The organism is Vibrio sp. VB16 (assembly GCF_015594925.2).
In the GTDB taxonomy this organism is placed as follows: Bacteria; Pseudomonadota; Gammaproteobacteria; order Enterobacterales; family Vibrionaceae; genus Vibrio.
On the sequence record NZ_CP087590.1, the window covers coordinates 377,819 to 399,308 of the forward strand.

At 40.5% G+C, this 21,490-nt stretch carries 17 protein-coding genes, 1 tRNA gene and 1 rRNA gene; 13 read left to right on the forward strand and 6 right to left on the reverse strand.

Annotated elements, in window-relative coordinates:
* Positions 1-20 precede the first annotated feature (20 nt).
* Together IUZ65_RS01835 and IUZ65_RS01840 are read left to right on the forward strand one after the other, a co-directional pair.
* The gene (locus tag IUZ65_RS01835; RefSeq protein ID WP_195706591.1) at positions 21-1,589 is read left to right on the forward strand and encodes an acyl CoA:acetate/3-ketoacid CoA transferase; all 1,569 of its coding nucleotides are present in this window, start codon (positions 21-23) and stop codon (positions 1,587-1,589) included.
* Positions 1,576-2,298, forward strand: coding sequence for an SDR family oxidoreductase (locus tag IUZ65_RS01840; protein ID WP_195706592.1), 723 nt, complete (start codon positions 1,576-1,578; stop codon positions 2,296-2,298). Before IUZ65_RS01835 ends, IUZ65_RS01840 begins: the two co-directional genes overlap by 14 nt.
* Before the next feature lie 65 nt (positions 2,299-2,363).
* On the opposite strand, the gene IUZ65_RS01845 is transcribed toward IUZ65_RS01840, so the two are convergent.
* Positions 2,364-2,840, reverse strand: a complete 477-nt coding sequence (locus tag IUZ65_RS01845) for an RDD family protein (RefSeq protein ID WP_195706593.1) — start codon at positions 2,838-2,840, stop codon at positions 2,364-2,366.
* A gap of 204 nt (positions 2,841-3,044) precedes the next feature.
* On the opposite strand from IUZ65_RS01845, the gene IUZ65_RS01850 reads away from it, so the two are divergent.
* From IUZ65_RS01850 to IUZ65_RS01865, 4 genes are all read left to right on the forward strand, one after another.
* A complete protein-coding gene (locus tag IUZ65_RS01850; RefSeq protein WP_231363599.1) occupies positions 3,045-3,980 on the forward strand; it encodes a LysR family transcriptional regulator in 936 nt (311 codons plus the stop codon).
* Between the two features lie 167 nt (positions 3,981-4,147).
* Positions 4,148-4,232, forward strand: a tRNA-Leu gene (locus IUZ65_RS01855).
* A 385-nt stretch (positions 4,233-4,617) separates the two neighbouring features.
* Positions 4,618-4,974 (forward strand): DsrE/DsrF/TusD sulfur relay family protein, encoded by a 357-nt coding sequence (locus IUZ65_RS01860; protein ID WP_195706594.1) that lies wholly within the window; start codon positions 4,618-4,620, stop codon positions 4,972-4,974.
* 167 nt (positions 4,975-5,141) lie between these two features.
* The gene (locus IUZ65_RS01865) at positions 5,142-5,564 is read left to right on the forward strand and encodes a GNAT family N-acetyltransferase (RefSeq protein WP_195706595.1); all 423 of its coding nucleotides are present in this window, start codon (positions 5,142-5,144) and stop codon (positions 5,562-5,564) included.
* Between the two features lie 230 nt (positions 5,565-5,794).
* Here the strand turns inward: IUZ65_RS01865 and IUZ65_RS01870 are convergent, their stop codons facing one another.
* The 5 genes from IUZ65_RS01870 to IUZ65_RS01890 form a co-directional block, all read right to left on the reverse strand.
* Entirely contained in the window at positions 5,795-8,842 is a 3,048-nt protein-coding gene (locus IUZ65_RS01870; RefSeq protein WP_229638355.1) for a tetrathionate reductase subunit A, read from the reverse strand.
* Positions 8,843-8,844: 2 nt separating this feature from the next.
* Positions 8,845-9,558, reverse strand: coding sequence for a 4Fe-4S dicluster domain-containing protein (locus tag IUZ65_RS01875; protein ID WP_195706597.1), 714 nt, complete (start codon positions 9,556-9,558; stop codon positions 8,845-8,847).
* Positions 9,559-9,571: 13 nt separating this feature from the next.
* Positions 9,572-10,345, reverse strand: coding sequence for a formate dehydrogenase subunit gamma (locus IUZ65_RS01880; protein ID WP_195706598.1), 774 nt, complete (start codon positions 10,343-10,345; stop codon positions 9,572-9,574).
* A gap of 534 nt (positions 10,346-10,879) precedes the next feature.
* Positions 10,880-11,452 (reverse strand): TetR/AcrR family transcriptional regulator, encoded by a 573-nt coding sequence (locus IUZ65_RS01885; RefSeq protein WP_195706599.1) that lies wholly within the window; start codon positions 11,450-11,452, stop codon positions 10,880-10,882.
* A gap of 191 nt (positions 11,453-11,643) precedes the next feature.
* Positions 11,644-12,165: a DUF2058 domain-containing protein gene (locus IUZ65_RS01890; RefSeq protein ID WP_195706600.1), complete on the reverse strand. Its 522-nt coding sequence runs from the start codon at positions 12,163-12,165 to the stop codon at positions 11,644-11,646.
* Positions 12,166-12,519: 354 nt separating this feature from the next.
* Between IUZ65_RS01890 and IUZ65_RS01895 the strand changes: the two genes are divergently transcribed.
* The 7 genes from IUZ65_RS01895 to IUZ65_RS01925 all read left to right on the forward strand — a co-directional run bounded on the left by IUZ65_RS01895 (position 12,520) and on the right by IUZ65_RS01925 (position 21,065).
* Positions 12,520-13,479, forward strand: a complete 960-nt coding sequence (locus IUZ65_RS01895) for an OmpA family protein (RefSeq protein ID WP_195706601.1) — start codon at positions 12,520-12,522, stop codon at positions 13,477-13,479.
* Between the two features lie 355 nt (positions 13,480-13,834).
* On the forward strand, positions 13,835-13,993 hold the full coding sequence (locus tag IUZ65_RS01900; protein WP_195706602.1) for a hypothetical protein: 159 nt from the start codon (positions 13,835-13,837) through the stop codon (positions 13,991-13,993).
* A 128-nt stretch (positions 13,994-14,121) separates the two neighbouring features.
* Positions 14,122-15,048, forward strand: coding sequence for a LysR family transcriptional regulator (locus IUZ65_RS01905; protein ID WP_195706603.1), 927 nt, complete (start codon positions 14,122-14,124; stop codon positions 15,046-15,048).
* 98 nt (positions 15,049-15,146) lie between these two features.
* The gene (locus tag IUZ65_RS01910; RefSeq protein ID WP_195706604.1) at positions 15,147-15,761 is read left to right on the forward strand and encodes a LysE family translocator; all 615 of its coding nucleotides are present in this window, start codon (positions 15,147-15,149) and stop codon (positions 15,759-15,761) included.
* Positions 15,762-15,923: 162 nt separating this feature from the next.
* Positions 15,924-17,477 (forward strand): methyl-accepting chemotaxis protein, encoded by a 1,554-nt coding sequence (locus tag IUZ65_RS01915; RefSeq protein ID WP_195706605.1) that lies wholly within the window; start codon positions 15,924-15,926, stop codon positions 17,475-17,477.
* A gap of 175 nt (positions 17,478-17,652) precedes the next feature.
* Positions 17,653-18,906: an HD-GYP domain-containing protein gene (locus IUZ65_RS01920; RefSeq protein ID WP_195706606.1), complete on the forward strand. Its 1,254-nt coding sequence runs from the start codon at positions 17,653-17,655 to the stop codon at positions 18,904-18,906.
* Between the two features lie 606 nt (positions 18,907-19,512).
* A 16S ribosomal RNA gene (locus IUZ65_RS01925) occupies positions 19,513-21,065 on the forward strand.
* Positions 21,066-21,490: the final 425 nt, after the last annotated feature.

The following is a 21,490-nucleotide window of genomic DNA, read 5'->3' on the forward strand; positions in this document are numbered from 1 at the left end:
TTAAACAAGGATGGTGAATTGTGGTAATTCAACTAACAGCAAAGCAAGCCGCGGAATGGATAGAAGATGGTCAAGCAATAATGCTAGGCGGTTTTATCGGTAGTGTTGTTCCTGAGGCTATAGAAAGGGCGATTGGAGAAAGGTTTGACTCTTTTAACACACCGAAAAATCTAACCTTAATATTCGCCGCTGGACAAGGAGATGGAAAAGGACGGGCTGTGAATCATTTGGCGAAAGCGGGGATGGTATCGACAGTGATTGGTGGTCATTGGGGTTTGGTTCCCAAATTGCAAGAACTTGCCGTATCTGAGCGAATTCAAGGTTACAACCTACCTCAAGGGATTATTTCACACCTTCTTAGGGACACCGCTGCTGGCAAGTTAGGCACGATTAGTAAAGTTGGGCTCGGTACATTTGTGGATCCTAGAGTTGAAGGTGGAAAGATCAATAAAGTCACCAAGGATGACTGGGTAGAGCTTATTGAGCTACAAGGTGAAGAGCACCTTTTTTATCATAAGTTACCAATAGACATTGCCATATTACGCGGAACAACAGCAGACGAAAATGGCAACATCACTATGGAAGATGAGTGTCTAATTGTAGAAAGTCTCGCAGCAGCACAGGCGGCGAGAAATAGTGGTGGCAAGGTTATTGTGCAGGTTAAGCACGTCGTTAAAGCGGGAGAGTTATCCCCTCATGCTGTAAAAATCCCCGGTATATTTGTTGATGCAATCGTTCAATGTCACGATTTAACAGAACACATGCAAACCTTTGCAACTCAGATGAATCCTGCATTTGTCGGAGAATATTCTGAGCCTAAGCAGACAATCAAAGCATCACCTATAAAATTGGATGCAAAAACAGTTATTGCTCGTCGAGCAGCAATGGAACTGAAACGAGGGTCTATCCTTAATTTAGGTATTGGTGTGCCTGAATATATTGCAGCGGTAGCCAGTGAGTCTGGCGTACTCGATCAGTTTGTATTGACCGTTGAACCTGGTGCAGTTGGTGGGAATCCTGCTGGAGGGTTAGATTTTGGGGCTTCGTCGTATCCTCAGGCAATTATCAGCCAAGATCAAATGTTTGATTTTTATGATGGTGGTGGGATAGATCAGGCGTTTCTTGGTTTAGCTCAGTGCGATAAAAAAGGAGATATTAATGTCTCTCGATTTGGTGACAAAATAGCCGGCTGCGGTGGTTTTATTAACATTACCCAGAATGCTAAACAGGTCTATTTTTGCGGAACGTTTACAACAAAAGGGTTGGAAATCGAGTGTAAAGATGGGCAACTGAACATTCTTTCTGAAGGTGAAAATACCAAGTTTTTGTCTCAGGTCGAACAGATTACTTTTTGCGCGAAGCAAGCCCAATTAAGTAACAAAACGGTATTGTATATTACAGAACGGGCGGTGTTTAAATTAGAGGCAACAGGAATGGAGCTGATAGAAATTGCGCCGGGTATAGACCTAGAAAAAGATGTTCTATCGAAGATGGAATTCAAACCCAAAATCGCCTCTAACCTAACCGAAATGGATAAAACTATTTTCCAAACTCACTTTGATTTAAGGATGAATAATGACAGTGGATAAAAAAGTCGCGATTGTAACGGGGGCAGCCCGAGGGATTGGAAAAACGATTAGCCAACAGTTGATAAAAGATGGCTTCTTTGTGATTGCAATTGATATGGCGGTGATAGATTGGCAAAAAAATGAAGCGTTTTATTGCTATCAAATCGATCTTTGTGACCAGATTGTAGTCGCCAATTCAATAAAAGATATAAAAGAGAGATTCCATGGCGTCGACGTACTTGTCAATAATGCCGGCATCACCAGAGATGCAATGCTTGGCGATATGTTGTCTAGCGATTGGGATAAAGTACTCGATGTTAATCTAAAGGCCGTTTTTATCCTTACTCAACAGGTATCAAAAATAATGTTAGAGCAAGGCTCCGGGAGCATTATTAATATCTCTTCAATCGTTGGAACCGACGGAAACATAGGTCAAAGCAATTATGCGGCTTCAAAAGGTGGCGTAATAAGTATGAGTAAAGGCTGGGCGAAAGAGCTAGCAAGAAAAGGCGCTCAAATTAGAGTTAACTGTGTTGCGCCTGGTTTTATCTCCACCGAGATGACCAATGAATTACCAGAAAAGGTCATTGAGTTTATGCAGAATAAGACGCCTTTAGGCAGAATGGGAACCGCGCAAGATATTGCCGATGGCGTTGCATTTCTAGCATCAAGTAAGAGTCAATTTATCACCGGGCAGGTACTAAAGATTGATGGTGGCCTAGTCTTATAAAATCACCCTTGGAGCGATCATTTCCCCCTTTGATGAAATGATCGTTTTTTATTCTATAACGCTTATTAGAATACCTGTGGTAAAACGACGACTTCGGTTTTTGCCCAAATATCATGAAAACCCCGTTTTTTAATATCAAAAGGGACCAAAAGATTCGCTAGACCAAAACCAGAAGTACCAATTCGAATAAGCGCTTGAGTACGGGATATTAGGCTCCCATCAGGATTCTGAACTCGCAATTTCCACGTTCGCATTCCAACGGTCTGTCCTGCTTTTGTCCAAAAATAGACAAAGAAACCAATCCAAATAACACCTAAATAAAGGGTGAAGACATGGCTCCAGATAGGGTGTGAACTTAATAATTCACCCGGGTCTTGGTATGAGCCGTAAGTCATCACGCCTAATGCCACACAGGCTTCCAAAATGGCAATAATCAATCCTGCAGCAAACATTTCAATAGCAAGAACGATAATACCATCATACAAAAGAGCGGCTAAACGTCGAATGACGCCTGCTGGGGGTAAGGATTGATTTGTTGTCATTTTAGTTATTCTGATTTGATTTTTGAAACAGCATATAGATTTGTCGAGTATTTGAAAAGAGAGCTTATCGGCAGAATGTTCATTTTCAATTCCGATATAGGCCAATTAAACGAACATAAATGAAGCCGATGGCTCAATTTGATTGAAAACAGTGAATATCCTTATAAAATAAGTTGGATCAACTCAGTCGTTAGTGGAGCATATGTGAAAGATTTTGATGTGAATTTGTTGCGAGTAATGGCTGTCTTGCTCGAAGAGCGTAATGTTACAGCAGCGGCTGATCGTCTATGCCTAAGTCAATCAGCGGTGAGTAAGCAACTGGCAAAATTACGTGAAGCATTTGATGACCCGTTGTTTGAGCGTACGTCTAGGGAGATGACACCAACGCCCAAAGCATTATCTCTTGCGCCAAACATCCATGAGGTACTTAAGCAAATTGATCAACTCACCATTCCTTCAACGTTTGAACCAAATAAAAGCAGGCGTAGGTTCAATATTGATTTGGTAGAAACGGCCTATACGGTTGCCTATCCGTATTTTATGCCTAGTTTACTCAAACAGGCTCCGAGTATTAGTATTACTAGCCGAACTTGGAATGAAGACAGCCTCGTGTGTTTACTGAGGCGTGAAATAGACTTTGGAATCGCAATTTTTGAGTGGGATGAACGGGCTAAATCCCATGTTAATGCTATCCCTGAAGAGCTGAATTATATTGAACTAGTACGAGATCATTCCGTTTGCCTCATGAGAAAAGGACATCCAGCCTTAAACGAAGATTGGAACATTGACACCTTTCTGAAGTACCGTCATCTGCAGGTGACTATTGGTGGTATTAGTGGGTGGTTGTTAAAGGAAATACTGCTATCTGAAAATCGGCAGCTAGACAATGCTGTTAACATGTCAGATGTGCCAAGTGCCGTTAAATTGTGCGGACAGAGTGATCTGTTGATGTGTTATCCAGAGTCTTCGGTAAAAGTACTTAACATGGATGCTAATCTTATTGTTAAGCCTATTCCTGTAAAGTTGGACTCGGGAGGATATTTTTTATTATGGCACCGACATTTTGAAAATGATCCCAGTCACAAATGGTTACGAGAATTGATCATTAAGCTCACGCCCAGTTGTGTTTCTGATATTTGAATCAAATGGGCAAACGTTATTTTCTGAAGATTCTGGGTATGTAGAATGAGAACCGATGGCTACATGGCTAATTATTCAACAACTGACTCACAACTAAGGAATTTCCTCTTGCACCCCTTAGTTTCATCCGTATAATGCCAAGCATCAAAGGGCAATAGCCTTACGATGCCGGTGTGGTGAAATTGGTATACACGACGGATTCAAAATCCGTTGCCGAAAGGCGTGGCGGTTCAAGTCCGCCCACCGGTACCATTATTTAAACAACAAAGCCTCGACTCATGTCGGGGCTTTGTTATATCTAGATTAATCAAAATATCACCTCGTTTTTTCTTTCGATTTATTACTTCATTTTTCAGTCAAATAAGCTTCCTTTATCGACCTTAAAAACCTTGCGCCTGCCCATCGCCTGATCTTCGCGTGTTAATTCGGTGCTCAAGGGAATCTAAGTAGATCCTTGATGTAAAATAATTTCTTTGAGTTGTTAGCTATCTTTATGTTAGCTCTTTTATTTTATGAGATATTTCTGCTAACTATCGATTCAAAAACTTAGCATTTATAACGTGATCCTTTTAACCCTTTCATTTTTATTACAATGTTACTCTTTTCCTTTCCGTTTTTTGGTAGAAGGTTCTACGCCATGCAACATGTTCTAATTATTGTTAACGATGCTCCCTATGGTTCTGAAAAGCTTTTTAATGCTTTGCGTCTTGCTATACAACTTAATGAGCAAGAGGGGAAACTCGTTAGGGTGGGCTTATTTTTGTTGTCTGATGCCGTGACGGCTGTTTTACCTAAGCAATCTCCGAATGAAGGCTATAACATTCAACAAATGCTGGAGATAGTGATTGCGCAAAATAGCCAAGTAAAGTTTTGTGGCTCTTGCGTTCAGGCTCGTGGGTTATCTGGACTTGATGTTATTGAAGGCTGTGAATTTGCCACGATGGATGACTTAGCTCAGTGGGTAATTATGGCCGATAAAACCGTCAGTTTTTAGATGTAATATCATTGCTGCGGTCTTTGTTTCTGTCTATTGCCTAGACTTCGTGTGTAGAAAAGCCCGTAGCAATAAGCCGCATGTTCTTTGAAGGCTTTGCCCATAATCTTGAACCAGAATTTACTTTATCTTATTATTGATTAATTAAGTGATTAATGGTCGATATAATGAATATAACTTTTATGCACAATCCTAAAAAAGACGATATTAACTGTCTTTATAATGGTTTAGTGGATTTCAATGAGATTTTTTTTCCCAATTTTGAAGAGAATACATTTGGGTGTTTTCTAAAAAATGATGAAGAGAAAATTATTGGTGGTTTAGCGGGAAAGATTATTTATTCTAATATGTTAATTGATTACTTTTGGGTAGAAGAATCAAATAGGTTATCAGGTGTTGGTCAAAAGCTTATTAAGCTGGCTGAAGATGAAGCCAAAAAGATGGGTGTCTGTTATATTAATTTGGATACTTATTCATTCCAAGCACCCAAATTTTATGAAAAAATGGGTTTTCTAGAAGTTGGTCGGTTTGTTAATTATCCAAAAAATGGCACAGATAAGGTGTTTTACCAAAAAAAATTGAATGAATGATCATCGATAATTATACCTACAAAATCCTAGTATTTATTGATACAGCAAAGCCGCCACCTAAGATTAAAAATATGTTGATGAATCTAAGATGAGATATAGAGTAACCGGAACCTTTCTTATTTTTATCATATGGTTAAATCGCTTTTGTTAGATAAGTGGCGTCATCGACATAACGACAAGTAAAAACAAGGACACCGAATGGCGTCCTTGTTTTTCTTGGTTAGAGTCGATTAGGCTTTTTCTATTTTAACTGGTATTCCGTGTCGGGCAGTGGAGCCAAAGGTGGCATCTCGATATAAGCTCGCCCCTTTTCTTGTTGGATCGACAGCATTAAAGGCGTTGACACTCATTCCGCCTCTCCTTTCCTTAATCCCAGCAAGTGTTTGACCATCGATGGTAATGTCACTGGCACCAAATGCAGTGTGTCCAAAACCAAGGGGTATCGCTATACACCCTTTTGCGACGGTAGAGTCCGCTTGGACAACACCTTCAATAAAGGTACCTTTTGGTGATGTTACCCGGGCTGTGTCTCCACTTTTGAGCCCATATTTATTGGCATCAATCTCGTTCATCTGAATAAAGTTTGATGCACCTAGAGCAGTAATATTTTTTAACGTTACCGAATAAGGACTACGTAGATGATGTTTAAAAGTTGAAAATGATAGCGGGTACTCACTTTCACTCCATAGTTCACGGATGGCAGTACCATCCCAAAACCTTTGCTTGTCATAGACCGGTTGGCCATCGAGGTACTCTCCAGAATGGAAGTTAGTGATATGTGCTAGACCTTCATTATAGACTTGAAACTCAGCATCCCATCTCATCATTTCATTGAAGAATTCACCTTCGTAACGGCTGTCCACTGGATAGTAGCGTCCGCCTCGGGTGAATAGGAACATGGTGGGTCCTATTTCTTCTGCTTTTAGTCGAGCTTTCAGTTGCGGATATATTCGATCTACACTGGTAAACTTAACGTCTTCTTCTGTTGGATTAGGGAGTACTTCATCGCTATGAGCTAGATTCGCCAATACGGGAATATAGTAATCTTCCGGTGTGTGGATAGCTTTTGTATTGCCTGCTGTGTCTTTAAAGGCGTTGTCACCAAAACCGGCAAGGTTTAGTTGCTTTGAAACATCGATAAGGAACTGTTCCATACACACCCGATTGCCATCGGCATTTATTGGTGTTCTAGGTGAAATAATTGGGAATGAAACGACATCGCCCATTAACTCACTACCCCATTGACGAGAAGCGCCCCACTGTTCATATTGTGCCAAATCTGGCACGAAATAATCTGCGTAAATATTGGTTTCATTAAAATACGGGTCTGACGCGATAATTAGGCCTAATTGCTTTGGATCTTTGATGGAATCTTCGACCTGATCTTTCAAACCTGAACACGCATAAAGAGGGTTATTGGCCCATGCTATCCAAGCCTTAAACTTGAACGGGTTGCCGTTGGCATGAGCAACAAGTAGTTCACCTGCATTGTCTTGGACAAAGGTTTCATTCCACGGAGAGTCCGATGGGAATGGGTTGATATTATTTGCGACTTTTTCTTTATATTCGTTACTTTGACGATAGTCACCAGAACGTTCAGCATTAAAGCCACTCACGTGGGCATGTTCAAACGCCATCATATCGTATAGAGGTGAGGTATTCTCAAAGCCCATACTACCGGTATGCAACATGCCACCTTTGGCGTTATGTGCACCCACTAATGTGGCAAGCATTATCATTGCGAACCCAAACTGTCCACCATCACTGGCATTACATCCAGTATTTGTTTCGATCGAGACACGACGCCCGTGAGAAGTGAACTCCTTAGCGAGTTCTATGATCTTCTCTTCTGGTATTTGACACTCGTTAGAGTAGTCAGACATCGAATATTTATTAACTCGATCTGCCAATAAAGAGAATGCAGTGGCTACCTGTATGGCTTGACCATCGTTGTCCGCTATCTCTCCGACAAAGGTAACATTACAAGGTGCGGAGCTGTCTGCGGTTGTTAATTGCTGGCTCTTAGCATCGATAACCATCTTGGTATCCGCGTCTCCCTTACCGCATGCCTCTGCGGTGAGGAATCGACGATACAAAGGATGTTTTTCATCAATAACAACTAAGAACGGGGCGTTGGTGTAATTGATCTCACCAATTTTGCTTGCGCCTTCTTGGCTGCACGCCGCTAGATAGGATTTATTGTATCGTTTGTTATTGATGATGTACTGCATCATGGCATGCATTAATGCGGTATCACCGCCTGAACGTATAGGTACCCATTCACATTTATCAGATGTAGATGATGAGGTTAGTGAGCGCAAGATAGGATCGATAACAACATATTTGAATTTAGGATTTTGTGTACGGGCATCAGCGAGACGCTTAGACGCAGAGTTTAAACTGATGCCGCTTAAACCTGGGTTGGTACCGATAAAAATAGCAAATTCACAATGCTCAAAATCTGTGGTCGGCAGCGCACCACTATTGGCTCCGTCTTCGACTCCTAATGCACAACCAGCAACCTGTTGGTGCCCGCAATATGAATCTTTGTTGCCGATATTAGGGGTTCCCCAGCTCGCTTCAGAAAAACGTTTATAGAATCCCCATCGAGCAGGATCTTCAGAACAACCGGTCACTAATAATTGATTTTTCTTTGGACCAAAATCAGGATATCTTGGATTAGCAACGGTTTTCTCGTCATAGATATCCGTTAATCCTTCGACTGCACCTTCACCGAATAGATCGCCACCTTCAACAACTTCTTTGAGCAATTGTTCATACGAGATAGTCTTCCATTGATTTTCGCCGCGTTTCCCTGCTCGCTTTAAACACGTTGTCACGCGACGAGAATCCGTTATCGCATTCGGTACTGCATTGCCTCGTCCACATAGTGTGGCTCGATTTTGATTTCCTTGTTCTCCAGAAAGTTGCAACATGGCCTCTTGTGGAGAAACATCCATTGCTATCGGTCCTCCGGAATTGGTAGAGAGCGCATATGGGTTGCCACATACACGCAGTATTTGGTCAGTTTCATTGTCAATCCGTATACGAGCTCCACACACGTTATAACAGCCAAAGCACTTGGTAAATGCAAAGCGTTGCTTCGGGTTATTGACGAGTTTATTGTCTGGACCAAAAATGAACTCAGGCTCAGGGCTTAATGGTGCATAGCGGCTTATGTCAGCACTTGTTTCAGATGCTCTGGCTTTTGTGATGCTTGTCATTCCGCCTGTGATGGTTACCGCGGCTCCAGTTTTTAAAAATTGTCTACGATCCATAATTAGCGCTGCCATGTCGGTTCGGAGTTCAAGCTATGCGGTTGCTCATTTTCTGCATCCGTTAAGCCAATGTAGTAAACGTTAGGTTGAGTATTTTTATCTGATTGCAGCACTAACGCTTCTTGTGAGTTGAGTAAGGTCGCTATTTCGCTGTCTGGATCATTAAGATCGCCAAAGACACGAGCACCACCAGTACAGGTTTCGACACAAGCGGGTAAAAAGCCTTGAGATGTTCTCTGAATACAGAAATTGCACTTGTCTACTGTTCCAGTTTTACTGTTGGTAAAACGTACACCGTCATAAGGGCAGGTGTAGACACAGAAATTACAGTTGATGCAACCGGTTGAGTCAACAACAACAATACCGTCTTCATTTCGTTTGAAGGTTGCGCCAGTAGGGCAGACCTTGGTACATACTGGGTTTTCACACTGATTACACAGGAGAGGAAGGTTAACTACGTAATCTTTGCCATTGATTTGAGTGCTGCTTTGCAAAACTTGGGTACGATGTTCGTGAGCTTCGTTACCATTTTCTTGATTGCAAGCGGTAACACAGGCTTTACAACCATTGCAACGGCGAAGATCAATTGCCATTGCTAAGCGTTTGATTTTTGTTTTTGAATCGCCAGCCATCACTGATGCAATAACAGGAGAGGCTGACACCAGTGATACGGTAGTTCCGCCGGCGAGTAGCTTAATCGCTTTACGTCTATCCATTATGATTTTAGCCTTATTTTTCTTTTTTATTTAGAGTGTTATACCAGCGATTATGGTGCTGTTTAGCCCAGTTCTCATCGCACTTACCATTGATCATATTGCTTAAGCCACCTTCGGATATTACGGTAGCCATAAAGATATGTACCACGGCGAATGCACCGATAATCATCGCAGAAATGATATGAAGAGAAATAACAACAGGCGCGGTATTATAGGTAGGCGCTATTTCAGGAAAAAATAACATAAGGCCTGTAATAGATAGAATTAAGAAGTTGATTGCGAATACCCAAAACCAAAGCTTCTCGCCACCATTCGCAAACCCTGCTTCTGGATGTTGTTTGTCGCCGAAGTTTATGTATCCACCTGCTTTTTTAAACCAGTCAATATCATATTTTTTAAATAGCTGTTTCTTCCACCATATTGTCACCATGATAGAAGCACCAAAAATGAACGGAAATACGGCTATTTCATGCAAACTGGAGGAAAATTGAACCGCGTTTGCCCAACTCGTGCTACCAGGTTCGAATAGAACTTTTGCCGCACCAATAACGATGCCAGTAAGAATCAGAATAAGGCAAGGAATTGCTCCTAACCAATGTACAATTACGCTAGGAATCGACCAGCGTTGCATCATCTTGCCGCTAAAGCCTCCGTCTATCTTGGATGTTCCATTTATCAAGACAAATAAGCTCATGAGCAGCGCGACACCAAAAACGCTCGCGACTAACAACCATGACAAAGCTGTTTGACTCGACAGAAGATCGAGCCATATAGAAGATTGTTCCATAATAATCCTGCATTATTAATATTAAATTATGGTTTAACCAATTAGATAAACACTCATTAATTAATATTAACGGTACCCATGTTGGATGTCGTTAATATTATAAATCTACGATGTATCTAAGTTGTTAAAATATTTAGGCAGCATGTTACTACTGGTAATATGTGCAAATAATAAAAATTACTATTAGTAACTTGTATGTTTTTTTGATGTTACCATTGGTAAGTTAAAGTAATTGTGATTTTTACCATGTTTTTATAATAGTATTTTTCTGAAAACGCCTAGTTATCTAGATAATTAATAATTTTTTGATTTAAATCATTAAAATCAATGGGGATGATTTTATACATCATTTGAATGGAGTGTAACTAATTGTTTGTATTGATTTTTTAAACCTATTTTTCTAAGAAAAGGGTAGTTAGGAGGTGATATTGGTTACATGTTTTTATTCGTCATTATCTAATTGTCAGTAGTAACGCTACTGAACAGATTGTTATAACGTGAACATAGTATGTGGAAAACTGGTAGGTTTTAATATTATTGAGTAAGTATTCTATGTATCTCTGATTTTAGATAATCCAAGGCAATCTCTCTTGGTATCTGCTCTGAAATGATAGATTCTCCGATAGATTCAATAATACTATTAATAGCGATTATCTTTAACCTATTATGATGATATTCATTTGTAACGGATATTTGAAAAATATCTGCATAAGATTCTATAAAAAAATCTTGAATGTTTTTAGAAAGATCTATGTTTTTTGGGTAAGATTTAAGAGCCGCAACGGTTAAGTCATAAATCTCGCCATTTGTTTGCATACAATTAATATAAGATTCACAAAGAATAGAAATAAGATCGGTGATGGATTGATTACTCGATTCTTTGGCTGTTTGAATCGATTCTATCAGACGATTATCGATGTCTTGATATATTTGCTTTAACAAATTTTCTTTGTTTTCAAAATGGTTATAGGCTATGGGTTTAGTTACTCCGGCCTCTTCTGCGACAGTTGATAATGTTAATGCTTCTGAGCCACGATTTTTGATAATCGATACAGCGACAGATAATAACTGTTCTCTTCTCTCATCTTTGAGCATACGTTTTGACATTTTCCACCCGAGATAAGCTTAAACAAGCAAATAAAATAACTGACTGAAAATAATTATACTTTTCGCCTACCACGCGCACAAGGAGATAAACAACGATTAACAAGGTTTATTCCGACTAACAATATTAGTTAGAGGCATTATTGTAAAAGGCAACCCATGGGCTGCCTTCGTTGCATTGTAAATTCGACTCATCACCACATGAGATCATCTGGTACAACAAATTCTGCATAGGGGTCGTCTTCGGCGAGCTCTTTTTCTGAAGAAGATTTGTTTTCAATGACAGCTTCCGCATCCCTTTCTGCGATTTTATAAGCAACAGATGAAGGGATAACAGCATAATTGTCTTCATATCTAGCGACAGAAAGAATCCCTTTAATCAGTTGTCCTCTTGTTTCGTTATCTACGTACAGAGATTTAACTAGAGTCCCGTCGGTAAAGTTATATTTTATATCACCATGCTTCTGATCGATTTTATTCATTTCAATGAGCTGTTTTACTTGAGCCTTAAGTTCTCTGCCTAGTTGCTGCTCATCTCTCTGCTTATTGAGTTCGATATCTCGTAGCCTTTGCGATTCTTTGTTTTGTTCTACTGCCGCTTTGGCTTCACGAGCCTGAACTCTTGATTTTTTGGAGCCTTTTGTGGCCTTCTTTAATTTCTTTTCGTTTACTAAGCCAGCCTTTAGTAACTGGTCTTGCAAGCTTAACTTTGCCATGTCTATTCCAAGTTGGTTTTTAATCATGTTCTCATTTATAGCCGTTATTGACACTTTTTATTGGTTAGCTAATTAAAAATGTTTAACACGCATGATATCAATGAAGGATCAGCAGTCTGAAATGTTAACATTAATTTTGAATGCAATCTAAACGGTTCCCGCTAACTAAGTCTAATTGAGTTTTATGTAAGTAAAAAAGTAACCATCTCATTTTTGAGTCAAAGTTCAGAAATGTGGATAATATATTAATAAATAAAGAAAACACTATAGATAGTTCCCTTCAATGTGGGTAGCCTTGCTCATCAGTGCGTAATATAATGCACGTATAATAAATTGAGAGAAAAAGGAATTCTTATGAAGAAGTTAGTAATGCTCGCGTCCACATTGTTAGTGCTGTCTCCCCAGTTGGTTCAAGCTGAAGCTTATGTCGGTGGCAAGTTGGGTTATTCTTGGTTAGATGGGTCGTGTCCAACGGATAGCTCGTGCAGCGATGACGGTGGAGCTGGTGGTATTTATGGTGGTTATAACTTTACAGATATGTTCGGTTTAGAAGCTGGTTATGATTATTTGGGTGATTTTAAAGCGGCACCTTTTGATGATTCAATGAAGGCATTCACTCTAGCGCCAAAACTGACGGTCCCAGTTAATGATATTGACTTATACGGTAAACTTGGTGCTGCATGGGTTGATTATGCAGATATTAACGATACGGTACTATTAGCCGCAATTGGCGCTGAATATGGTTTTTCAGATAATATTTTTGGACGAGTAGAATACCAACGCGTCAATAATATTACTAAAGGGGTCGTTGATAATTTAGATGTAAACTCTTTTTTCTTCGGACTCACCTATAAATTTGGCTCTAGTGCGCCGGCCGCTGTTGCTGTCGCTGAAGAATTAACACCAGAACCGATTCAAGAAGAAGTGGTCGCAGAGGCGATACCAGTACCTGAAACAAGATTGTTCCAAGAGTACGGTGTAGAGCTGTTTGATAATGACAGTTTTGAACTTGCACCAAATAGCGAACGGTATTTCGATTGGTTGGTTGGTGTATTGAATAAATACCCTCAAGCTGAGGCTGAGATCATTGGACATACTGATTCACGAGGTTCGGAAAAATATAATCAATCATTGTCACAACAACGTGCACAATCAGTAGCCGATTATTTGTATACTCAAGGAATCGAAGAATCAAGAATTACTGTCCGTGGTGAAGGTGAAAGCAAACCGAAGGCTTCAAATGATACTGAAGAAGGCCGTATGGAAAATCGTCGCGTAGAAGTCATTATTGATGAGTTTGAGATCACAGAATAGTGGCGTGTGATTTTATTCAATATTAGTCAATTTTGGTAAATATGGGAAAGGTTAGAGCACGAGTTGGCTCTGGCCTTTTTCTTTGTCTGTTGCGCTTGGATTGATGCGTTCAATATCGATGAAATCATATGTAATATATTGAAATCAAGTAAATTAATCATTACCCATTCTTATTGAGTAATAATTAGTTGAAGCTTTAATTTGTTGGCTTAATCTCTGTTATTTATTGATATGGATCATCGCAATAGACGGAATGTTAGACCTAAAAACAGGATTTGTGATTTGTTACGCAGCAGGGGCAAACATTAAGGGCTAAGTTTTTACTTAGTTAGTATTCAACAAGGGGAGGTGGTGAATGTTTTCGACAGGGGATAAACCTGGTGAAGGTTCATATGTATGCGCAAAATGTAAGATCGCTGTTGTATTAGGTGACGACAGAGAAATACTACCTTATTGTCCGTGTTGTGAATCAAATGAATACATGGCTCGAAATTGGAGCGAAGAAGAAGCGTGATCTTTTAGCGATAAGCTTAAGCCTCGATACATTCGAGGCTTTTTTGTATCTGATGTCTAAGTTTATTGTGGCCCCCGAAAGGGCTGTGTCATTATGAGTAAAATACTTATCAGAGTAAGAATCTTAATATGTTAGATAATGTTAATTTGAATCTACTGCGCTCCCTTCTTATCTTATTAGAAGAATGCCATGTTACTCGATCGGCTGAACGACTTAACATTACTCAATCTGCCGTGAGTCGGCAATTAGCTCAACTACGAAACCTATTTAATGACCCCTTGCTCATCCGAGACGGTAATGAATTACACAAAACACCTAAAGCAGTTGAACTTAAAGTTAAACTAGAGCAGTTGTTTGGTGAATTTAAAGACCTTATTGAAGAGCAATCTTTTGAACCTGAGAAGTGGGCAGGGGAAGTGAGTTTCTCTTGTAGTGACTATGTCGCCCAATATATTTTTCCAGAAATTGTTAAAAAAGTAAGTGGTTATACCCAAACAGCCAAATTTAACTATCATCTTTGGCAGCCTCATTTAATCGATAATTTTGCAAACAGTCCGATAAAGTTGGCTTCTACCCTTTTAGCGAATAAACCCAGAGGTTTATCTGGAAAATTAATTGGTGAGGATAATTTGGTTTGTGTTATGAGGAATACACACCCTTTGTCTAGTAAACACGAACTTTTTCTTGATGATGTTCTTAGCTTCCAACATGTCATGATCACCGGTGGTGGTGATAAGAACAGTGAATTTGATGCTCGTTTATCTGCACTTAAAAGAAGCCGGGATATTGGTTTAAAGGTTCCCTTTTACTCTGCGGCATTGAGTTCATTGATGAACACCGATTACTTGCTTGTTATTCCTCAACATATTGCGAGAAATATGTGCGCGCATTTGCCTATTTCTTATTACCGTCTTCCGATTGACTTGCCAGTGCAAAGGTATTGGCTTATATGGCACCCAAAATATGATAACGAACCTTCCCATCAATGGGTAAGAGAATTATCTTATGAGATTCTTCGACATTCGATTTACTCAGTAGGATATGATTCTAACTGATGGCGATGATGAGTATTGTTGATTTCATTTAATGACGATTTATTGTTAGCTTGACGATAGTTCGGATATTTTTGTCAAAAACGTTGAAGGAACACAATGTGACATTCTCAGTTTGGTTATCTCTTTTCACCATCTGCTTATTGGGTGCTATGTCACCTGGACCCAGTTTAGCCATAGTAGTAAAACACAGTTTAGCTGGGGGTAGAATCAATGGTGTTGCAACAGCATGGGCACATGCAACTGGCATAGCGATGTATGCGTTTGTTACTCTCGTTGGGCTAGCGACTTTGCTGCATCAATACCCCACTTTATTTACCATGATTAGCTATCTAGGTGCTGTTTATTTGGCCTATTTGGGTTTTTTGGCCTTAAGGTCTAAAGGAGGCGTGGCTGCCAAGCTTGAGTCGGGAGAGAGAGTCAGTGTGTTGCAGTCGGCAAAAGAAGGTTTTTTGATATCAGTAACCAGCCCTAAAATAATGATTTTTTTTACCGCCCTCTTCTCACAATTTGTCGGTGTGGGGTCAGAGTTATCCAGTCGGGTGATTGTGGTCGCGACACCTTATTTTGTTGACGGTTTATGGTATACCTTTCTTGCTTTTATGCTCTCTTCACCAGCATTACTTGATAAATTGAAAAGCAAAGCAATCCTCATTGATCGGCTCTCAGGTATTGTTCTTATTGCATTGGCATTAAGGGTAGTTTGGGTCGCATAGGGAGTAGGTAACTAATATTTACTGATCGTCATAGTAATGAATTCATGTATAAATGAAGCATCTAATAATTCATTCACCTAGCTTATTGATTATTATCAATGAGCAAGGGCAAAAATTTGTGTAAAAGTAATGCTCTTCCTTCTAGAGCTATTTGAGAAAACGATGACGACCAACAGTTCAAGTGATCCATTGAATAAAATGTATTCAAAGGATGTAAACCTTATTTCTACTACGGATACTTCCAGTATTGTTACTTACGCGAATAGTACTTTCTGTGATGTCGCTGAATATCAAGAACAGGAACTGATTGGCAACCCTCATAATATGGTTAGGCATAAAGATATGCCTAAAGCCGCATTTGGTCAGCTTTGGCAGTATATAAAATCGGGTAAAAGTTGGATGGGATTGGTCAAAAACCAATGTAAAGGTGGTGGTCATTATTGGGTCTCTGCTTTTGTAACTCCGATAATGAATGAGAAAGGCGAAATAATTGAATACCAATCTGTACGCTCAAAACCAGAACCAGAGCAGGTTGATAGGGCGGCTAATCTCTATAAAAAGATGAATAATGGAGATAACGTATCTCGCCAACGTTTTTCATCTCTTTCTATCAACGTTTTGCTTTCTGCGCTTGTTATGTTGCAAGCCATTCTATTGTTCCTTGGAGTAAACACTGTTTACATCGGCTTTTTTGGTATAAGCCTCGGCTGTGTTCTACTCGCTTCCTCTCTCTATCAGAAATCCAGGTTTAATAAAATCGCAGAGTTGGCTAAAGATTCCTATGACAATCCATTAATGGAGAAACCTTATACAGGTTATTTTGATGATTGCTCTAGGGTTGAATTAGCGTTAATGATGAGAAGGGCAGAACTGCGTGCTGTCTCGGGTAGAACGACAGAAGTGACAGGAAAAATTTTAAACTCTGCAGAGGAGGAATTCAGGACGATAAAATCAATTGAACAGAGTTTAGGTCAACAATTTAGCGAAACGGAACAAGTCGCGGCGGCGGCGGAGGAGCTCAGTCAGTCAATACATGAGGTAGCGAGCAGTGCTTCTCGTGCCTCCAAGGTAACAGAAGAAGCAAATCAAGAGTCTCAAAAAGGTTTAGAAAGCATAGCAATAACGATAGAAGTCATTGATAAACTTGCAGCAGAGTTAGAAAGCTCTAGGTCTGTTATTGATAGTCTTGCGCAAAACAGTCAGAAAATTGAAGGTATCCTTGACGTTATTGGAAATATTTCTGAACAAACTAATTTATTAGCGTTAAATGCCGCGATAGAAGCGGCAAGGGCAGGGGAGCATGGTCGAGGTTTTGCCGTTGTTGCCGATGAGGTACGTTCACTTGCGACGAAAACAAGATCGTCTACTAATGAAATTCAAGAAATGATCGCCCAATTACAAGCAACCGCAACGAATGCCGTCGATATCATGACGCGTGGCGGTGAATTATCATCCGAATGTACTGATAGAGCCAATCAAACTGGTGATGTACTTAATAACATAAGTAGCATGTTGAATCAGGTTACAGATAATAGCCATCAAATCGCTGTATCCGTTGACCAACAGGCTAGTGTAACGAATGAAGTTAATCGCAATGTTGCAAATATCAAAAATCTAGCAGATGAGACACTACGGGTTTCGAGCTCTTCTGTATTGAGAACAAGCCAATTAGTTGATGACCTTGATGGCCTGCAAAGGCTTATACGCCAGTTTTGATGGTAATATGCAGAAAAGGCTACAGTGTTTGGCCTTTTCTGTTTCTGCTATATACTAATCCTATGACAGAAAGAACATCAGTGATCTGAATTAGGTTTAATAGAGAGAACGTTTTGCTCTATCCTTTAGATTGAATCTCCCATGAGTATCAAAAAAGAGTCAGCAAAATAATCACGTGGCAATAATTAAAATTACAGTAGACAGACTTCAACCCGGAATCCACATTCGATTGCCCGTCAAATGGAATGAGCACCCGTTTTTATTTAACAGCTTCAAACTTAAATCTCAAGATCAGATTGATCTCATTAAACATTTGGAAATTCAATATGTATATGTTGATTCCGCTCAGAGTGATGCTGCCCCCCTTCCTGTCAAAGAAATACCAGATGTAGATATCGCTGATTCTGAAAGTATCGACTTTGAAGCGAAAAAAATGTGGGAAGAGAAGCAAGCTCGTATAGACAAACTTAATGTCTATAGAAAAAGAGTGATCAATTGCGAGAAGGAATTCGAACGTTCGCTGTCTCAGTTACGCTCTGTTATGAGTAAGGTAAGGAATCGCCCTGAGTCTGCAGTTGAAGAAGCAAGACTTATGGTTGATGACATCGTTGAAAAATTGTTATCGGACGATAGCGTCACATTGCATCTGATGAATGGCAAGAATGAATTTGAAGATATGTACTTTCACTCACTCAACGTGTCGGTGCTTGCGATGATGATAGCGAAAAGCAAAGGTTTCGATTCACAACAGATTAAAGACATTGCATTTGGTGCACTTTTTCATGATATCGGTAAGATTAAGCTACCGACGACTATCCTTAGAAAACAGACTGCGCTTACGGTACCGGAAAACAATTATTTAAAATTGCACCCAAAATATGGATTAGATATAGCGGAATCAGCAAAAAACTTTCCAATATCAACCAAGAACATCATCATCCAACATCATGAAACGTTGGATGGTTCAGGTTATCCCAATGGATTAAAAGGGGATGCGATAGATGAGCTTTCTCAAGTCGTCTCGCTAGCCAACGCTTACGATAACCTATGTCATAACAATATCGTTGCCGAGCAGAAAATTCCTTATTATGCTTTATCTCATCTATATAAGAACTGTAAACACCTCTATAGCGCAGACAATCTAAATCTTTTGATCAAGTTTATGGGCGTTTACCCACCAGGAACGGTGGTCCGCCTATCTAATAAAATGGTTGGATTAGTCATTTCAGTGAATGCCAAGCATATATTGTCCCCTAATGTACTGCTATATGATCCTAAGGTGCCACGGACTCAAGCCCCGATATTGGATCTGGCGGATGAAGATTTAAAAATAGCAGGAACTATCTTACCAGCCAAACTTCCGGAAAATATAAGAGAGTATTTAAACCCTCGCTCTCGTATAGCGTATTTTTTTGATAGCGATGAATAAGTAAAAACACACTTTATCCACAACGACCTGTGTATAAAGTGTGTGTGAACCATGTATTAATCGGTATTGAAATAAAACACCAATAAAACTACTTTTTTCTCAGAAAACAGTTGCTAAGTTAAGTGCACTCTCTATAATGCGCCTCACTGACACGGTAGAGCCCACAAGGCTTTGCAGGTAAATCAGTAAGACGAGCAGCTTGGAAAAGCCCTTCGAAATTAAAATGAAAAAGTATTTGACTCTTCACTTTAAATCGCTAGAATGCACGTCCGCTTCAAGGAAAGCTTTACAGCAACCGAGAAGCAACGCTCTTTAACAATTTAAACCTATATCAATCTGTGTGGGCACTCGTTGATGACAATCGAAGATGATTCTCTGCTTTAGGGCACGAAATCAACAACGGTTTCAATGAACTGAGTGACCTAATTTGATGCTTATTTTGTTTTTACTTTTTTAAAAGTGAAAGCGAATTAACTTCGAACACAGTTATTTAAATATCACTCTGTTGGAGTGATAGAACTTTAAAGAACACTTTACTATTTAACCTTCGGTTATCTAAAGTAAAAGGCAATTTAAAGTCAGTATTCATTGAGCCAAAAAGAACTTAAATTGAAGAGTTTGATCATGGCTCAGATTGAACGCTGGCGGCAGGCTTAACACATGCAAGTCGAGCGGAAACGATGTTAACAATCCTTCGGGAGCGTTAATAGGCGTCGAGCGGCGGACGGGTGAGTAATGCTTAGGAATTTGCCCAGTTGAGGGGGATAACTATTGGAAACGATAGCTAATACCGCATACGCCCTACGGGGGAAAGGAGGGGACCTTCGGGCCTTCCGCGATTGGATAAGCCTAAGTGAGATTAGCTAGTTGGTGGGGTAATGGCTCACCAAGGCGACGATCTCTAGCTGGTCTGAGAGGATGATCAGCCACACTGGAACTGAGACACGGTCCAGACTCCTACGGGAGGCAGCAGTGGGGAATATTGCACAATGGGCGAAAGCCTGATGCAGCCATGCCGCGTGTATGAAGAAGGCCTTCGGGTTGTAAAGTACTTTCAGTAGTGAGGAAGGCAGTAAGTTTAATACGCTTATTGTTTGACGTTAGCTACAGAAGAAGCACCGGCTAACTCCGTGCCAGCAGCCGCGGTAATACGGAGGGTGCGAGCGTTAATCGGAATTACTGGGCGTAAAGCGCATGCAGGTGGTTTGTTAAGTCAGATGTGAAAGCCCGGGGCTCAACCCCGGAAGGTCATTTGAAACTGGCAAACTAGAGTACTGTAGAGGGGGGTAGAATTTCAGGTGTAGCGGTGAAATGCGTAGAGATCTGAAGGAATACCAGTGGCGAAGGCGGCCCCCTGGACAGATACTGACACTCAGATGCGAAAGCGTGGGGAGCAAACAGGATTAGATACCCTGGTAGTCCACGCCGTAAACGATGTCTACTTGAAGGTTGTGGCCTTGAGCCGTGGCTTTCGGAGCTAACGCGTTAAGTAGACCGCCTGGGGAGTACGGTCGCAAGATTAAAACTCAAATGAATTGACGGGGGCCCGCACAAGCGGTGGAGCATGTGGTTTAATTCGATGCAACGCGAAGAACCTTACCTACTCTTGACATCCAGAGAAGCCAGTGGAGACACAGGTGTGCCTTCGGGAGCTCTGAGACAGGTGCTGCATGGCTGTCGTCAGCTCGTGTTGTGAAATGTTGGGTTAAGTCCCGCAACGAGCGCAACCCTTATCCTTAATTGCCAGCGAGTTATGTCGGGAACTTTGGGGAGACTGCCGGTGATAAACCGGAGGAAGGTGGGGACGACGTCAAGTCATCATGGCCCTTACGAGTAGGGCTACACACGTGCTACAATGGCGCATACAGAGGGCAGCCAACTAGCAATAGTGAGCGAATCCCAAAAAGTGCGTCGTAGTCCGGATTGGAGTCTGCAACTCGACTCCATGAAGTCGGAATCGCTAGTAATCGTAGATCAGAATGCTACGGTGAATACGTTCCCGGGCCTTGTACACACCGCCCGTCACACCATGGGAGTGGGCTGCAAAAGAAGTAGGTAGTTTAACCTTCGGGGGGACGCTTACCACTTTGTGGTTCATGACTGGGGTGAAGTCGTAACAAGGTAGCCCTAGGGGAACCTGGGGCTGGATCACCTCCTTAAACGATGATTGCTCATGATGAGTGTTCACACAAATTGACATAGGTTTAGAAGTTAAAAGAGAAAGGAATTGTACTTCCTAGTAAGCGAGATGGTAGATCTTCGCTGACAGAGGAGTGGTTTGCTGTCTAGTTCCGTACAACTCCACCATTTTTAAGTGTTTTTATCTCAATCGAGATGAGAGTGTTTAGAAATGGTTTTTTTCTTTAAGTAGAATGAAATCTCGCTCTTTAACAATTTGGAAAGCTGACTGATAAGTTGATTGTTTTCACTTTTAAAAAGTGAAATAAAACGGCTCAAGCTGTGATTAATTTATCAAAATAAAAGTTCTCAAATCCTAAATCTTTTAGATTTAGGTACTTGTTGTCACTTCGGTGATAACAAACCAACACACATTCAAGTGTTCTTGGAAACAGCTAACTTCGGT

Coding starts and splice junctions, on each gene's coding strand:
- IUZ65_RS01840 (WP_195706592.1), top strand. CDS start 1,576: ATGACAGTGGATAAAAAAGTCGCGATTGTAACGGGGGCAGCCCGAGGG.
- IUZ65_RS01905 (WP_195706603.1), top strand. CDS start 14,122: ATGTTAGATAATGTTAATTTGAATCTACTGCGCTCCCTTCTTATCTTA.
- IUZ65_RS01890 (WP_195706600.1), bottom strand. CDS start 12,165: ATGGCAAAGTTAAGCTTGCAAGACCAGTTACTAAAGGCTGGCTTAGTA.
- IUZ65_RS01900 (WP_195706602.1), top strand. CDS start 13,835: ATGTTTTCGACAGGGGATAAACCTGGTGAAGGTTCATATGTATGCGCA.
- IUZ65_RS01885 (WP_195706599.1), bottom strand. CDS start 11,452: ATGTCAAAACGTATGCTCAAAGATGAGAGAAGAGAACAGTTATTATCT.
- IUZ65_RS01915 (WP_195706605.1), top strand. CDS start 15,924: ATGACGACCAACAGTTCAAGTGATCCATTGAATAAAATGTATTCAAAG.
- IUZ65_RS01895 (WP_195706601.1), top strand. CDS start 12,520: ATGAAGAAGTTAGTAATGCTCGCGTCCACATTGTTAGTGCTGTCTCCC.
- IUZ65_RS01860 (WP_195706594.1), top strand. CDS start 4,618: ATGCAACATGTTCTAATTATTGTTAACGATGCTCCCTATGGTTCTGAA.
- IUZ65_RS01845 (WP_195706593.1), bottom strand. CDS start 2,840: ATGACAACAAATCAATCCTTACCCCCAGCAGGCGTCATTCGACGTTTA.
- IUZ65_RS01880 (WP_195706598.1), bottom strand. CDS start 10,345: ATGGAACAATCTTCTATATGGCTCGATCTTCTGTCGAGTCAAACAGCT.
- IUZ65_RS01865 (WP_195706595.1), top strand. CDS start 5,142: ATGAATATAACTTTTATGCACAATCCTAAAAAAGACGATATTAACTGT.
- IUZ65_RS01870 (WP_229638355.1), bottom strand. CDS start 8,842: ATGGATCGTAGACAATTTTTAAAAACTGGAGCCGCGGTAACCATCACA.
- IUZ65_RS01875 (WP_195706597.1), bottom strand. CDS start 9,558: ATGGATAGACGTAAAGCGATTAAGCTACTCGCCGGCGGAACTACCGTA.